16 protein-coding genes and 1 pseudogene are annotated in these 16,282 nt (G+C 26.5%); 7 read left to right on the top strand and 10 right to left on the bottom strand.

Features of this window, described 5'->3' with window-relative positions; all coding sequences use genetic code 11:
- The first annotated feature begins 204 nt into the window (after positions 1–204).
- From nadA to nadC, 3 genes are read left to right on the top strand one after another with little or no spacing between them, the layout of a single operon-like run.
- On the top strand, positions 205–1,110 hold the full coding sequence (nadA, locus tag Q0Y03_RS09380) for a quinolinate synthase NadA (RefSeq protein WP_297713566.1): 906 nt from the start codon (positions 205–207) through the stop codon (positions 1,108–1,110).
- Between the two features lie 4 nt (positions 1,111–1,114).
- A complete protein-coding gene (locus tag Q0Y03_RS09375; protein WP_297713565.1) occupies positions 1,115–2,398 on the top strand; it encodes an L-aspartate oxidase in 1,284 nt (427 codons plus the stop codon).
- Entirely contained in the window at positions 2,376–3,215 is an 840-nt protein-coding gene (gene nadC, locus Q0Y03_RS09370; RefSeq protein WP_297713564.1) for a carboxylating nicotinate-nucleotide diphosphorylase, read from the top strand. The genes Q0Y03_RS09375 and nadC overlap by 23 nt, the downstream gene beginning before the upstream one ends.
- Before the next feature lie 108 nt (positions 3,216–3,323).
- Here the strand turns inward: nadC and Q0Y03_RS09365 are convergent, their stop codons facing one another.
- The 4 genes from Q0Y03_RS09365 to Q0Y03_RS09350 all read right to left on the bottom strand — a co-directional run bounded on the left by Q0Y03_RS09365 (position 3,324) and on the right by Q0Y03_RS09350 (position 6,550).
- Positions 3,324–4,469, bottom strand: coding sequence for a glycosyltransferase family 2 protein (locus tag Q0Y03_RS09365; RefSeq protein ID WP_297713563.1), 1,146 nt, complete (start codon positions 4,467–4,469; stop codon positions 3,324–3,326).
- A 133-nt stretch (positions 4,470–4,602) separates the two neighbouring features.
- Positions 4,603–5,295 (bottom strand): TIGR01906 family membrane protein, encoded by a 693-nt coding sequence (locus Q0Y03_RS09360; protein WP_297713562.1) that lies wholly within the window; start codon positions 5,293–5,295, stop codon positions 4,603–4,605.
- 123 nt (positions 5,296–5,418) lie between these two features.
- On the bottom strand, positions 5,419–6,183 hold the full coding sequence (locus tag Q0Y03_RS09355) for a hypothetical protein (protein WP_297713561.1): 765 nt from the start codon (positions 6,181–6,183) through the stop codon (positions 5,419–5,421).
- A gap of 214 nt (positions 6,184–6,397) precedes the next feature.
- Positions 6,398–6,550 (bottom strand): hypothetical protein, encoded by a 153-nt coding sequence (locus Q0Y03_RS09350; protein WP_297713560.1) that lies wholly within the window; start codon positions 6,548–6,550, stop codon positions 6,398–6,400.
- Positions 6,551–6,887: 337 nt separating this feature from the next.
- Here Q0Y03_RS09350 and Q0Y03_RS09345 point away from each other — a divergent pair, with 337 nt between their 5' ends.
- Positions 6,888–8,072, top strand: coding sequence for an AI-2E family transporter (locus Q0Y03_RS09345; RefSeq protein WP_297713559.1), 1,185 nt, complete (start codon positions 6,888–6,890; stop codon positions 8,070–8,072).
- Positions 8,073–8,150: 78 nt separating this feature from the next.
- Here Q0Y03_RS09345 and Q0Y03_RS09340 read toward each other — a convergent pair whose 3' ends face one another.
- Both Q0Y03_RS09340 and Q0Y03_RS09335 read right to left on the bottom strand, forming a co-directional pair.
- Positions 8,151–8,399: a hypothetical protein gene (locus tag Q0Y03_RS09340; RefSeq protein WP_297713558.1), complete on the bottom strand. Its 249-nt coding sequence runs from the start codon at positions 8,397–8,399 to the stop codon at positions 8,151–8,153.
- A gap of 172 nt (positions 8,400–8,571) precedes the next feature.
- On the bottom strand, positions 8,572–8,721 hold the full coding sequence (locus Q0Y03_RS09335) for a hypothetical protein (RefSeq protein WP_297713557.1): 150 nt from the start codon (positions 8,719–8,721) through the stop codon (positions 8,572–8,574).
- 334 nt (positions 8,722–9,055) lie between these two features.
- On the opposite strand from Q0Y03_RS09335, the gene Q0Y03_RS09330 reads away from it, so the two are divergent.
- The gene (locus Q0Y03_RS09330; protein WP_297713556.1) at positions 9,056–10,957 is read left to right on the top strand and encodes a glutamine synthetase; all 1,902 of its coding nucleotides are present in this window, start codon (positions 9,056–9,058) and stop codon (positions 10,955–10,957) included.
- 47 nt (positions 10,958–11,004) lie between these two features.
- Here the strand turns inward: Q0Y03_RS09330 and Q0Y03_RS09325 are convergent, their stop codons facing one another.
- From Q0Y03_RS09325 to Q0Y03_RS09315, 3 genes are read right to left on the bottom strand one after another with little or no spacing between them, the layout of a single operon-like run.
- Positions 11,005–11,547 carry a hypothetical protein gene (locus Q0Y03_RS09325; RefSeq protein ID WP_297713555.1) on the bottom strand — a complete coding sequence of 181 codons (543 nt, stop codon included), beginning with the start codon at positions 11,545–11,547 and terminating at the stop codon, positions 11,005–11,007.
- 13 nt (positions 11,548–11,560) lie between these two features.
- Positions 11,561–12,181: a J domain-containing protein gene (locus Q0Y03_RS09320; RefSeq protein ID WP_297713554.1), complete on the bottom strand. Its 621-nt coding sequence runs from the start codon at positions 12,179–12,181 to the stop codon at positions 11,561–11,563.
- Between the two features lie 57 nt (positions 12,182–12,238).
- A complete protein-coding gene (locus Q0Y03_RS09315; protein ID WP_297713553.1) occupies positions 12,239–13,138 on the bottom strand; it encodes a DUF5685 family protein in 900 nt (299 codons plus the stop codon).
- Positions 13,139–14,118: 980 nt separating this feature from the next.
- Between Q0Y03_RS09315 and Q0Y03_RS09310 the strand changes: the two are divergent.
- Positions 14,119–14,397 (top strand): annotated as a pseudogene (locus tag Q0Y03_RS09310) (3D domain-containing protein); the annotation flags it as partial.
- A 123-nt stretch (positions 14,398–14,520) separates the two neighbouring features.
- Here the strand turns inward: Q0Y03_RS09310 and Q0Y03_RS09305 are convergent.
- Positions 14,521–15,024 (bottom strand): DUF4358 domain-containing protein, encoded by a 504-nt coding sequence (locus Q0Y03_RS09305; protein WP_297713552.1) that lies wholly within the window; start codon positions 15,022–15,024, stop codon positions 14,521–14,523.
- A gap of 277 nt (positions 15,025–15,301) precedes the next feature.
- Here Q0Y03_RS09305 and Q0Y03_RS09300 point away from each other — a divergent pair, with 277 nt between their 5' ends.
- Entirely contained in the window at positions 15,302–16,096 is a 795-nt protein-coding gene (locus Q0Y03_RS09300) for an N-acetylmuramoyl-L-alanine amidase (protein ID WP_297713551.1), read from the top strand.
- Positions 16,097–16,282: the final 186 nt, after the last annotated feature.

The following is a 16,282-nucleotide window of genomic DNA, read 5'->3' as shown; positions in this document are numbered from 1 at the left end:
TTAATATTTTTCTCTTATTAATTAGACTATATTCACTACTAATTTGTTCCTTATGCCATTTTTTAATACACATTCTGTAAATATCTGTATTAACCTCAGAGGAAGTTTGTCTCGTTCTAATACTGTAGTCATATTGTATTATGTATATTTTTATGATAACCTTGTGTATATACACAAGTAAATATTATTAAGGGAAGTGTAAAAATGAATTTAAAAGAAGAAATACTAAAATTAAAAGAAGAAAAAAATGCACTAATAGTTGCTCACCTTTATCAGTGTGATGAAATTCAAGAAATTGCTGATATAGTTGGTGATTCCTACTTCTTGAGTAAAAAAGCTATGGAAAGTAATAAAGACTTAATAATCTTTTGTGGAGTAAAATTCATGGCTGAAAGTGCAAAAGTTCTTTCTCCAAATAAAAAAGTACTTATTCCATCAAATAGTACAACTTGTCCTATGGCTGATATGGCTTTAGTTAATCGACTTGAAGATTTGAAAGACAAGCATCCTAATGCCAAGGTAGTTAGTTATATTAATTCTAATTTAGATATAAAGGCTTTATCTGATGTATGTGTTACTTCATCATCAGCTATTGATATATTAAACAATATAGATTCTGATGAGATAATTTTCTTACCTGATCGAAATTTAGGTGGGTATTTGGCTGAACAACTACCAAATAAAAAATTCACTTTATACCCTGGTTTTTGTCCTACTCATGAAAGAATTGAAAAAGATGAGATTATTGAACTAAAAGAAAAATATCCAAACTATCCTATATTAGTTCACCCTGAATGCAATAAAGAAGTTCGTGATTTAGCTGACTATATTGGAAGTACATCAGAGCTTATTAATTATAGTGCTTCTTCAAACGCTGATGGATTTATTGTGGTAACTGAAGAAGGCGTATTCTATGAAATGAAATTAAAAAGTCCTAATAAAACTTTTATTCCTACAAAAACAGGAATGATTTGTCCTAATATGAAAAAGATATCTCTTAATGATTTATATAATTGTTTAAAAAATGAAGAATTTGAAGTTCATATTGACGAAGAACTTAGAGTTAGTGCTCTTAAAGCTCTAGAAAATATGCATCTTTTATCTGTGTAAAATTATGAATTATGATGTTTTAATAGTTGGTACAGGTATTGCAGGCCTTTATACTGCTCTTAATTTAAGAGATGATATTAGGATATTAATGATAACTAAAAATACCTTTAGAGATTGTAATAGTTATCTAGCTCAAGGTGGAATCTCAACCTCCCTTGGCATTTTTGATGAAGAAAGTTATTTTAATGACACAATGAAAGCAGGAAATTATCATAATGATACTAATGCAGTTAAATTACTAATAAAAAACTCTATTAAAAATATTAATACCTTAATTAAAATGGGAGTACCTTTTGATAGAATCGAAAGCAAATTAAGATATACAAGAGAAGGTGGTCACAGTAACTTTAGAATAGTTCATGTTAAAGATGAAACTGGGAAATGGGTTACTGAAACTCTATTAAATATCGCTACTAATAAAAAGAATATTACTATGATGGAAAATACAACCTTAATAGATTTAATCTCTAAAGATAATATTTGTTATGGTGGAATTTTAAAAGACTCCAATAATACTTATAAAGTAAATAGTAAGTTTACCATCTTAGCAACTGGAGGTATTGGTGGAATATTTAATTCTACAACTAATATAGAATCTCTAACTGGAGATGGTCTTAATATAAGTCTAAAAAATAACATTGAAATTAAAGATATGGAATATCTGCAACTTCATCCTACTGTTTTATATGAACCCTCTGCTAAAGGAAAAAAATTACTATTGTCAGAATCTTTACGTGGCGAAGGTGGAATAATTTTAAATCAAAACAAAAAAGAATTTATTGATTCTTTGCTTCCTAGAGATATTGTATCTACTGCAATATTAAAAGAAATAGAAAAAACTCCTAATACTCCTTATGTTTATTTAGATATGACTAAAAAATCAAAGGAATTTTTAATGAATAGATTTCCTTTTCTATATGACGAATGCTTAAGGAGGGGTTATAAGATGGATAAAGATCTTCTTCCTATAGCCCCTGCCCATCATTACTGTATGGGAGGAATTAAAGTTGATTTATTTTCTAGAACGTCAATGGATAATCTTTATTCCGTTGGTGAAGCTAGTTGTACTGGAGTACATGGAAGTAATAGACTTGCTAGTAATTCACTACTAGAAGCCTTAGTTTTTGGTAAACAAGCTTCTGAAAACATTAATTCTAAAATAAATGAAATAAAATTTAAAGAAATTATTGAAGATCCTAAAACATATGCATTAGATTCTTATGAAGAATTAATAAACTTTTTAAAAAGAAAGGTTGATAGTAGATATGCTAAATTATTTAATTGTTGATAAAATAATAAAAAATGCCCTAGAAGAAGATATTCCTTACGGAGATATTACAACTTTATCTATAGTTGCTAAAGATTCTAAAGCAAAAGCTTCTCTAATTGCTAAGGAAGATGGAATCATTTGCGGATTACCTGTGTTTGAAAGAGTATTTACCATATTAAGTGGAGTTGAATTTGTCTCATTCATTGAAGAAGGTTCAAGAGTAAAGAGTGGTGATACTATTGGTGAAGTTAAAGGTAATTCTCTTAACATTTTAATGGGTGAAAGAGTTGCTTTAAATTTACTTCAAAAAATGAGTGGAATTGCAACATTAACTAATAAATATGTAAATGAACTTAAAGGTCTTAATACAAAACTTTTAGATACAAGAAAAACTACAGCTAATCTTAGAATACTAGAAAAATATGCTGTTAAAGTAGGTGGTGGAAATAATCATCGCTTTTCTTTATCAGATGGAATTTTAATTAAAGATAATCATATTGGATATGCTGGTAGCATAAAAGAAGCAATCAGGCTTACTAAAGAAAACTCATCATTTGTTAGGAAAATTGAAGTAGAGACCGAATCTAAAGAAGATGTAATAGAAGCTCTTGAAGCTGGCGCAGATATAATTATGCTTGATAATATGTCTCCTTGCCAAGTTGCTGAAATGGTTAAATTAATCAATGGACGTGCCCTTACAGAATGTTCAGGAAATATTACTTTAGATACTGTAAGAAATTACGCATTGTCCGGTGTAGATTTTATTTCCTCAGGTGAACTAACTCATTCGGTAAAAGCATTCGATATTTCTCTAAAAAACTTCATGCAATTATAGAATTTTAAAAAAGTAATTATATTCTCCAAAAGAAGACTATATAAACTTCTACAGGAATTATAATTACTTTTTTTATTTATCCATCCTATTAAACCAATTAATCTTACTCTATAAATATTTAGTATAATCACTTAATTTTAATGGATACTCTAATTTAGGAGCTTCTATTTTTAATTCTTTAAAATCTCTTTCAAATAAGTTTCTATTATATAAAATTTTTTCTGTTTCTCCATTAAATGTTGCTGCTAATTCATTAAAGAAATATGAACATTTTATTTGACCTAGATTATAATAACAAACACATAATTGTAAACTTGGTATCCATGTATAATAGTCTCTATTTGAAAGAGCCATATTATAACTATCTGGCCTTGAGTCCAATGCTACTCTATACCAAAATGAAGCCTGTTTAAAACTCTGTTTTTCCATATAATAATTTCCTAAGCTACAAGCAATTTCAGCTGTTGGAGTATCTATCTTAAAGGATTCAAATGCAATATCAGGTATTATATCCTTATTATCTATTATATTTAATGCATTTATAATCTTTAAATATGCTCCCTTCACATCCTCTATCCATCCTTGCTTAGTATTTATAAACTTTCTATATTGTTCTATGGCCTCATTATAATATTTATTATCAAATAATTCATTAGCATAATAATACATATCTCTTGGAGTAAATTTTTTGTTGTTTTTCTCCATGTCTTTAAATATTTGAAGGTTTCTATCTGTATAATCTTTAATTTTACCATGTTCAATAGCAAAATCTCCTTCAACACCTTTACCATAAACCTCTAAATATTCATGAACATTTCCTATCCAAACAAATCCACGTTTTCTTTTAACTATTCTATTTCTTCTCAATGATGTAGTAACCTTACCATCATTATTTCTAGCTAGTATATACTCTGCACTAACATAATCACAACTATTATCCATATTTTCTAAAAGTAATTTTATTTTTCTAATATCCTCATCTTTTATATAATCATCGCCATCTAGCCACATTATATAATCACTAGTTGCTTTACTAAATGCAAAATTTCTTGCTGCTGAAAAATCATTTATCCATTTAAAATCATATATTTTAGAATTAAACTTTGATGCAATTTCCTTTGTTTCATCCTTAGAACCTGTATCTACTATTATAATTTCACTTATAAATGATTTTACTGAATTTAAGCATCTCTCAAGAGTTTTTGCTTCATCCTTCACAATCATACATAAGCTTAAAGAAACCTTTCTCTTCATGTATCTCCTTCATTAAAATAAAAATTAATGCACATATTATAATAAGAAATCTTATTACAACATGTGCATTACTACCTAATTATTTAATTCTAGTTAAAAAACCCCTCTAAGGATACCTTTTCAAAATTAAAATCTAATACCTAGATACTTTCTCATTGAGACATTTTTTATTTATGACTTTAATAGTTATAGATGATATTATAATTATTCCTAATATTATAGCTCCATATATCATAAATAAATCCTCAGGTAACGCATTTATTATAGGATCCATATTCTCATCAAATATCCAATAATCATTTTTAAAAAATATTTTATGAAATATTATAAAGGCTTTTGAAAAATCTATAATATATGCTGATACTAATACTATAAAAAACATGATTAAAATATTTGATCCTGAATTAAGATTACCTATAATTTTTCTCATAAAACATTTCTGATTCTTAACTTTACAAACAATAGCATAAAGTAAATTAACTATTATAAAAATTAAAGATATAATAATTAATGAAATAAAAATTCTTTTAACTTCATAAAAATGTATTTCACCATAAGAGCTCATAGAAAAGTTTTCAAATTTCAATGTTTTTATAAATGGATTCTGAAGATAATTTACTAATGTACTATAATCACTCATTAAATTTTCTCCTGAAACACCAGTAATATTAACCAAATCATACTTACCTATAATAAACTTATATATAAAACTAAGATTTAATGATATTATCGTAGCAATTGATATAATTGATATTGCAGTAAATATACCGATTAATATTCTAAAAATACTATTTAAATATATTTTATCTTCACTATATTTTCCCATAACTCCTCCTTAAAACTTATATTAATTTTAGCATATTAATACTTATTTGTAATATACTTTATTGAAAATATAAAAATAGCAACTTTAAATTAAGTTGCTATTTTTTTCATAAAGAATATTTATTTAATTTATAATTTCTAAGAAATACTTATCCTTAACTTTCCTATCTCTATTATCAAAAGGATTATTTATAAGAGCCTTACAATATAAGCTAGGATAATTTCTACTTAAATACTTCATATATTCGGCCCATTCTATTGTTAAATACTTATATACATCCATTAAGTCTTTTTCTATATGTTTTATTTCATATTCTTCGATATCTTTAGAATATCTTGTATCCAACTCTTCTTTTAAATGCATTATAGTCATTAACATTTCTGTAAATGTCTCATGCTCTAATAAACTTCCATTAGAAATTAAATTAATAAGTAAATCCTTATTATTATCTAATCTATTTCTTATATCCTTTAAATTTATCTTATCTATATTTATTTCATAATCATACTGAAGAATATCCTCATGTAATTTTGAAAAAGATTTATCACACCATGTATCAGCAGTTATAGTTCTATGATTCGCCATAACTCCATGTGCATCTCCCTTTACTATATCAGATAATAGCTTTGTTCCAAGTTCAGTATAAAATAATCCTATAAGCATATTCAGCTTTTCTAATAAATGTTCCTTTTCTCTTCTTTCAATCATTTTATCTATTACTATAGTAGTAAAAAATACTTCTAATGGAATAAAGGCTATATCTGCAACTAAGAATATCATTGTATGATGTACATCATTAAAAATTAAAACATGTATATAATGTAAAATTACAGATAATAATACGAGTCCACTGCCTATTAAAATTGTTTCTTTTGTTCTCTTCTTCAAATTTTTCCTCCTTTTTACTCTATATAATCTTTTGTTTTTATTAAACTATTTTACTAATATTTTATAGTATATCAGCTTGATTTACTGTAGTAAAGGCTTATATAGTTAAAGCATTAAAAGTACTGATCCAAATTACGCTATAAAAATTAAATTTGAACATATAATTTTTAAACTTTTCTTTGAATCAGTTTTATTAAGTTTTATTTTTTACAAACTATATCATATCATCCTCTTCTGAAAAAGCTGAAAATACCCTTGAAGGATCAATTCCTAATTCCTCACAAGCCTCATTTAAATTACATCCTGTCTCATCCATGTACTTTGCTACGTAAGCGTTAACATCAATTTGTGAATAAACCTTTTCCATGATACATTCCTCCCTAATCTTTCAAATTAATACTTTTTTTAAATTACATCATATATGATCTAGTAATTTCTTTTTATTATATATTTTCATTAATTAAAATATTACTATATTATCCTTCCCCCTTAAAATTTAGTATATTTCATAAAAATTCTGATAATTATGATTATTCTATATATTGTTATTTTTTCCTTCTAAATAAAGTTATTTTTTTATTTTTATATTATTCTATAAAATTTACAAAACTAACATATAAGTAAATTTATCCATTCTCCCTTTTAATATTATGCTATAATATATCCTATATAATAATTACTTTAACTTTAGGGCGGTGAAGCATTTGAAAATAAATCTTGATAAAAACCTATTAAAATATTCACTATATGTTACTTTAACAGCTATTGCTATTTACTTAGCTTTAACTATCATGTCAAATATAGGTGCAATTTTCACTACTACCTTTAATATTATTGGAGCTGGGCTAAAATTAATTAAGCCATTGCTTATTGCTATAGTTATAGCATATCTTCTATATCCTTTAACAAAAGCTATAGAAAATTTTCTTAGAACAAATACTCTATATAAAATAAAAAATCAATCTGTTAGAAGAGTAATTGCTATTGTATCATCTTATCTTTTAATAATTGGAATTATATTAGGCCTAATTTGGGGTGTTTATTTCATGATTGGTGGACAATTATCTAAAAATACAACACTAACAAATATAATGTCAGATATATCTTCATATTTGAATACTAATTCATTTTCTACTTCATCTATAGAAGATACTTTAAAAAATCTCAATATACCTTTTATTGATAACTTAGAACCTTATATAATTCAAATAGTTACTTCTCTTCAAAAATATATTATGATTAATCTTGGAGCTATGACTTCTAATGTTATGTCTATAGGTAGTAGTATTGCTTCTTTCTTTATTGCTATTATCATAAGCATTTATATACTTAAAGATTCTGAATACTTTATTACCCTATGGAAAAAACTATACTATTTAATTTTTAGAGAAAGTCATATTGGGAAAAAATTTTCAGAAATATTTATACTAATAAATGAAGTATTCTCAAAATTTATCCGCGGGCAATTATTAGAAGCATTTTGTGTTGGTATATTATCAGCAATAGCTTTATCCATAGTTGGTATAGATTATGCCATTGTAATAGGTCTTATTTCTGGTATTTGTAATATGATTCCGTATGTTGGTCCCCTAGTCGGTACTATTTTAGCTGCAGTTATGGGATTATTAAGTGGTAAACCTATAAAAGTTATTTATGCTATTATTGCTATGCTTGTTGTACAACAAATTGATAATAATTTATTGGCTCCTAAAATAGTTGGAGATAGCGTCGGTCTTCATGCTGTATTTACTATGATGGCAATTTTAATTGGTGGCAATGTGGGTGGATTATTAGGAATGTTACTTGCGGTTCCAGTTGCAGCTTCTATAAGAGTTTTATTTAATAAATGGTATGAAGGATATACAAATTCCAACTTAACAGAAAATTAAATATTTATCTATAAAACAAAAAAGCCTGAAATTCAGACTTTTTTTGTTTTATAATTATGTTATTTTCCTAAATAAACTCTATAGTACGCAACTTAAAAGCATAGTAGCTATTCCACCTATAATTACTGTTTGTCCTATTTTTATGTTATCAAGCCTCATAATAGCATATAAAAAACCACCTATAACTAAAAATACACCTGCACCTAATATTACATCAAAATATTGATTTAAATAACTCCTAGAAAGAAGAGCGCTAATAAGCATTACCACTAATGTAATTACTACCCCATACCTTTCTTCTTTAACCCTTTCCTTACATTTATTCACTTTTCTCCCCATCTCCTTTATTACCTACCTCTTATTTTATTATCTAAAAACTATTAATTAAAATGTATACCACAGCACCATTTTACCATATTTTTACAATAATTGGAATACATATTATTTTTATTAATAAAATAAAAATCTCACTTAATTAAATGAGATTTATTTTATATATTTAGTTAAATATTTTAACCACTGTTTTTTTTCCATTACATTTCCATCTAATTCTTTCTTTACATTTATCACAAGTTATAATTCCATTAGCTTCGCAACCTGGTTCTTCAAAAATTATTTCCCCACATTTGGGACATACAACCTTATCCATAATTAATCTCCTCTTATTGTTAAATTTATATAATAATATTATTAATCATATATCTATTATTATACAATTATATTATCTAATTTTTAAAATATATCTTTTGAATTATTGTAAAACTATGTTATAATTTGCAAATAGGAATAATTTTCAAATAAATGTTATACTTTATTATAATATGATAATAAATGTATTGACATATTTGATAAATTTGTAATAAAATCACTATAAAGAATTTACGAATGTTTTTCTTTTTACTACCAATATTATTCGACTCACAAAAAGAAAGGATGTGAATTTATTTCGTAAATATTATATTTATATTTCGAAATTAAAGCTTATGATTGATAATTTACTTTACACTATACCTAAAGAAAATCACACAAAAGAGCAAGTAAGAGAAATTCTATCTAAACACCCAGAAATAAAATTTGTATCATTTGTTGGTATTGACCTTTCTGGAAATGATACTGATGAAAAGATTCCTGTAAGTTTATTTTTAGATGACTTAGATTCGTTTCTACATGGAGTTGCTGTCCAAACAGATGGATCATCAGTTGTTTTACCTGGAATTGCTACATTAAATAATGCAAAGGTAGATATGATTGCTGATTTAAACTGCAAATGGTTTGTTGATTATAATTATGATTTTATTGATCATTCAACTAATAAACCTGTAGGTACTTTAAGAATACCTTGTTTCTTATATCACGATAATAAACCTGTAGATTCAAGAAATATCTTAAATAATGCAGTTAAAACTTTTAAAGATAACTTATGGAATATTTTCGAAACACATCCTGAAGTGTTAGATATTTATAACATAAAAAAAGATGATATTGATGAAATAGTTATAACTTCTGCTACAGAATTAGAATTTTGGGTTAGAACTCCAAATACTGATGCTGAACTTGAAGAATTATCTACTTCTCAAGTGCTTCATGAACAATATTGGACAAGAACTAAAGGTAAGGTTCGTACAGCTCTAGAAGAAAGCTTATTATTGATGGAAGCTTATGGATTTGAACCTGAAATGGGGCATAAAGAAGTTGGTGGAGTTAGAGCTAAGCTAGATGCTTCTGGTAATTTTAATCATGTTATGGAACAAATTGAAGTTGATTGGAAGTATTCTGATGCAGTACAAGCTGCTGATAATGAATTATTTATAAAAATATTAGTTCAAGAAACTTATAGAAGATATGGATTAGATGTTACATTTATGGCAAAACCACTTGATGGTGTTGCTGGTTCTGGTATGCATGTTCATCTAGGAGTTAGCTTAAAACTTAAAAATGGTAAGAGAATAAACTTATTCCATACTACAAAAGATCACTTCTTAAGTGTTCTTGGTTATGGTTCATTAATGGGTATTCTTAAAAATTATGAAGTTATGAATCCATTTATCTCTTCAACTAATAACTCTTTAAAAAGATTAAAACCTGGATTTGAAGCTCCGGTTTGTATAGTTACTTCTCTTGGATTATCTCCAAGTAATCCATCTAGAAATAGATCTATACTTGTTGGACTTATTAGAGATTTATCTAATCCTCTAGCTACAAGATTTGAATTACGTTCTCCAAATCCTCATTCAAATGCATATATAACTATTGCTGTATGCTATATGGCTATGCTTGATGGTATTCTTTATGCAGTAAATAATAATAAAACTGATGATGAATTACTAGCAGAGCTTTCTAAGGAGTATGGTGAAGAGGCAGGTTACTTAGAAAAGAATAGAAAATACAGAGCTGAAGAAGATGTATTTGAAGACTTCACTGAAGGAGAAAGAAATAAATATTTTAGTAAAGCACCAGCTACAATTTATGAAAATATTAGTGCTCTAGACAAGTATCCTGAAAAAGTAGAGGTTCTAAAAAGAAATGGTGTATTAACTGATCAACTTATTAACAGCTTTAGAATGGCAACTATTAAAAGATGGAAAATGGAAATATCTCATAGAATAGTAAATAAGTTCACTGCTGAAATAAGAGCTTCTAAGTGCCTTCATAATTCAAACAAAGCTCTTGACTTAGATTTAACTAATTGGATGAGAATTCATGAGTTAAGACTTTATATAATGAAAGATACTAATTCTACTAAGAGTCTTTTCACAAGACTTAAAGATGCAATTAATGAAGATAATTTATCACTTGCTTCTGATCTTTATTTAGAATTAGAAGATAAAATGAGCTTATTAAGACATTTATACTCTTCTTATAAGAAAAACTTATTAGATATTTAACGTAAAAAATGAACTGCTACTTTTAGCAGTTCATTTTTTACATTTCTCTATATATTTTTATGTATTCTCTCCATATAGAATGTAATAATCATAGTCATTGCATAATCATAAATTAGGAAAACTGGTTGTGCTACTATCCATAATATTATAGATGAAATAGTTTTACTTGAAGTATCAAAAAATCTAGATATTAACACTTCTAATCCTTCTATTATATTTATTCCTAAAATATTCTGCATTATTATAAAACCAATTATAAATGCTATATTGAAAAATACCAGCTTAAGTGCTATTTCTAGCTTCTCTTTTCTTATTCTTTCTATAAAATATTTAATTATTCCATATACTCCAAAGAACATAAAATATAAAAATGATATATTAATTGGAACTAAAAAAAAAGCAATTAAACTAGATGATATATACACAAAAATAGATGTCTTAATATTACTTCTTATAATACACACCGGTATTAAAGATGATGCAATTGTTAATATTGCTAATGTACTTATTGGTAATATTGACGTTGAATATAATACTATAGTAGTTAATGCAACTAAAATACCACCAAGAGCTATATCCTTAGCCTTCATAAATCTCCCCCTATTAACAGCAGCCTATAAGGTCTCCACCAAAACATTCACACAATGAATCTAAGCACCATAAGTTCATACAACAATCACAAGTATCCATAGTTCCATTTGATGTTCTATATGTTTGACTATACCCTCTACCTCTTGATTGCAATTGGCTTAATGCTTGCCTATACTCAAAATTATTAGGATCCATCGCACATGCTCTTTGTATATTATTATAAGCTGATTCAAACCAACCTTTCGCCATCATAACATTTCCATATAAATAATACCATTCTGCATCTCTTTGCTTTATAGCATTAAGCTTTGATTCTGCAACCGATATATTTCTCATTTGAATAAGACTTCTTACCTCTGCATAAATAGCTGTATTACTAGTATATGAATTATATCCAGTATTATAACTTGCATTATATCCATTTGATGAAGAATTATAACTTGTATTTCCCCCACCATTTTTTAGCATATCATATGCCTTATTTACCTCAGCTAATTTTTCTTGAGCTAAATCCTTAAGTGGATTATCTCCATATTGATCTGGATGATATTGCTTTACTAATTTTCTATAAGCTGATTTTATTTCTTCTTGAGAAGCTCCTGGCTTTACTCCTAATACCTCATATGGATTCATTTTAAACACTCTCCTTATCATCTGCTACTATTATAATTCATAAATCTTAAATATATCTTAATGTTTATTTTTCTTATCCTTGCAGTTACAATTATTTATTATTTTTTCGTATTTATCCATCATACCAAGACTAATTATATTTTCTAATATAGCTTTATTCCTCTTTAAAGGTAATTTATCTAAAGCATATTTGCAATTATATCCACAATTTAAAATAGTAAATTCCATTCTTGGCTTAATTTCCTCTAATAACTCTTCATAACTCTTATTATCTTTATTATATAAATAATTTATCGGATTAAATTTATTTTTCTCTATATCTTCCTTTAAATCATCTAATGCATCTATTAAATATATCCATTTTCCAAGAGCATATCCTAAATCATAAAGATTATATCTAAGCTCATCACAATCATTATCAACCTTTTCTGGATATAACTCTAAAATTTTAGCTACTATTAAACTAAAAGGATGTGAAATCTCATCTATTGATGAAAATTCTTTATTTTTCTCTAAATTAGATAGCATATTTAAATTTTCTTCTATTATATCATTAATCATAGTAACATTTCTGTTAAATTTTCGTTTATATGGGGATAAAGCTACACTTTCAAATTTACTTTTTAAGCTATTATCATCATTCACGTCATCAATAACCTTATAATATACTAATGATACATTCATAGCCGCTGTATATTCTAATGCTTTATTATTTATAATCATAGGCTTATTCTTTAATGGATGAGCCATACATTTTTTAAATTCAATATTAGGTTCTTCATTATGTAATGCATCTAAAAGTAAACCTAAAAAGGCCATATCATAATTTAAAGCTAACCTTGGAATATTCCCAAAATTCTCTTTAATATGCATACATACACCACAATAATATCCTCTAAACATTTCATATTCTCTTATTTTAAGTTCAGGCTTAAGTGGAGTCACATAACCAAACAAATAATCACTCCTTTAAATTTCTTATTTTCATATAAACTTAGTATAGTTTATTTGCTAATATTAATCAATTTCTACTACTAATTTGAATATGTATACATAAAATAAGAAATATCTCTATAAGATCTAAATACTTTGATATAACTATAACTTAATCAATATTATATTTATCCCTAAACTTTTAAATATCTTCTCTTAACTTATCTACTTCATATTGTAATAAAAGTTTATCATCATCAGCTACTGCATTTATATTAGCTTTAACTATGAAATTAAATGATAGTATAAAATTTAATTTACTCTATTATAATATTAAAGGTTATATATCCATATTTATACTTTTTGTTTTTCTTGAATTTTATTTATTAATATGCTTCAATCCCTTTTATTGAATGTGTTAAGAGCACTTTACCATTATTTCCTATTTATTTTTTGGAATTTCGCTCCTTGTTATATTTATCCATAATAATTTGACAGTATTTTTGATGTATAGTATAAACTACTTGCAGGACGAAGGAATTAAATTCAGAATCTTGGAGGTGTATTTTCTGTTTAAGAAAATTTTTATTTTAACAACTTCACTTTCTATATCAATGTTTGGTATAAATGAATTTTATGCACATGCAAGTGCTTTAAATAATGAAAATAAAAAAGTTGTTAATGTTAGTTATTTAGAAAAACTTAATAATATTGATAATAATGATATAAACTCAAATAACGTTTCAACTAATGACGGTACTGCTGTACTAATTAGTTCTGATGAAGATATAATTCTTACTAACATTACTACTAATAGCAATGTGAATATTGAATTTACTTCAACAATTGATAACATTATAAATGATGTTTCTATCTATAATAAAAAAATAGAAGAACAAAAAGTTACTGAAGCTTCAAATGAAGCTGATGCTGAAGGTAATGTTAAGACTGAAACTATAGCTGAAACTCAAGAAGCTAGTACTTCATATAAAGCTACATATACAATGGAGGCTACTGCATATGCTGGAGATACTATTACAGCCACTGGTGTTACCCCTGTTCGTAACGCAAATGGACTTAGTACTATTGCTGTAGACCCATCAATAATTCCTTTAGGTTCAAAGGTCTATATCCCTGGATATGGTGAAGCCATTGCTGAAGATACTGGTGGAGCTATTAAAGGTCATAGAATTGATTTATTTTTAAATTCTGAAAATGAATGTATTAACTGGGGAAGACGAAATGTTACCTTACATGTCCTTGCATATCCCGGAGAATGGTAAAATTAACAAAGAAACTAACTTTTAAAAAATGCAATAAAATTAAAAATATATATTACTAAAATAACTTTATTGTATAATATAAAAAGGAGTATCTTTATTTCAATATACTCCTTTTTATTTAAATTATTTTATTAATTCTTCATATGTTGATTGTGCATCTGAAGCTACTTCACTATTTAATATAAATAATGAAACTAAGTTTCCATCAACCTTAACCTCTGCACTTTCAGCAATTTCTTGTTCTTGTGGATAAAAAGCATTTCCTATTTTATCTTGTAAAACCTGTTCTACTGAAGCTTTCACAGCATCTACTTTACCTTCTTTAGCCTTAACAACCATAATAAATCCAGGACCTGGAGAAATTTGAGTTTCTAATATACCGTAATCTTCTACATCATCTAAATTTAAATGATATATTTCTGATGCCATAGTATCATCAATTTCAGCTGCAGCTCTTACATATCCTTTTTCATTTAACTTTTCAACTACATCCTTTGCTGATACTGACGATGTCTGTTGCTCATTTTGCTCAGTTGATGATGAATTACCAACATTCTTATTTCCGCATCCAGTTAAAGTTGCTCCAATCATAATTGCTATTAACGTACTTACTAATATCTTTTTCATTTTTATAACCTCACTTTATTCTTTTGTTATAGTAATTATTTTATCATTTCATTAGACTCTCCTCTTATTTAAATTGTTCCCAATAGTCCAAATTTTTTTCACTTTATTTTATTCCAATTATTTACATTTATTATTATTTTCATTATACTTATATTAAGAAGCACCTTCTAAATTTAAATTGAAATAAAATCTTTATTAATCTAATTATCACTTTAGTAATTTCAACTAACTAAATAATAGTTAATTAAACTTTAGAGTTTCTATTTTATGAAATGAGGTGATTTATATAGACCATAATAATTTTGACTTAAACACAAGACGAAAATTACTTCATGAACGAAAAAGACAAAGACAAAAAATGGTTAGGACAACAATATTATCAATTCCACTATTGATTCTATCAATAAGCATAATAGTTATTATGTCAAATAGAAACAATACAGTTGCGACCTTTAATTTAGCTATACCTAAAACCGAAGAAAAGCAAATTTATACTGTTTGCCTAGATCCAGGCCATGGTGATTGGGATTATGGTGCAATCAGTCCAAATGGTACTGCAGAAAAAGATATAACACTTGCTATTTCCTTAAAGCTAGGAAAACTACTAGAAGAAGATGATAGCTTTAAGGTTATTTATACCCGTGCAACAGATACTATGGATTGGATAGAAACAGCTAATGATAGTTTAAAAGAAAGAATTAAAATCTCTAAACTATGTAATGCAGATATATTTGTTTCTATTCATTGCAACTATAGCTCTGATTCTAATGATGTTTTAGGCGTTGAAACTTGGTATAATCCTTCTAATGATAGTAGTCTAGAATTAGCAAAATACCTACAACAATCTTTAATAGATTTAGAGTACACTAATAATAGAGGTCTAAAGTCATATGTTCCTGGTGAAGAGCTTGCAGTTTTAGAATTAAATACTTCAACATCAGCATTAATTGAATTAGGATTTTTAACAAACTCTTCCGATGAAAAATATCTTACTTCAGATCTTGGACAATCCAACTGTGCCAATGCACTTTATAAAGCAATTGTTGAATATAGAAATGACACTAATGAATAATATTGTTCGTCACGTGGAGACGAAAAATTAATGATATAACCTCCAAGAATTGTGTAATTTGCGTTAAGAATTTATATTGTTTTTTCCAGAAAAAGAGCTAAAGCTTCGAAAGTCATTTCATTCCCTCAGCTTCTTAACGCTCTTTTTCTTCCAAAAACAATTAAATTCTAAAACTTAATTACAATA

This window comes from Clostridium sp., assembly GCF_026168755.1.
Classification (GTDB): domain Bacteria; phylum Bacillota; class Clostridia; order Clostridiales; family Clostridiaceae; genus Clostridium.
Note: the sequence above shows the minus strand (reverse complement) of the source record. Positions and strands in the feature narration are given on the sequence as shown.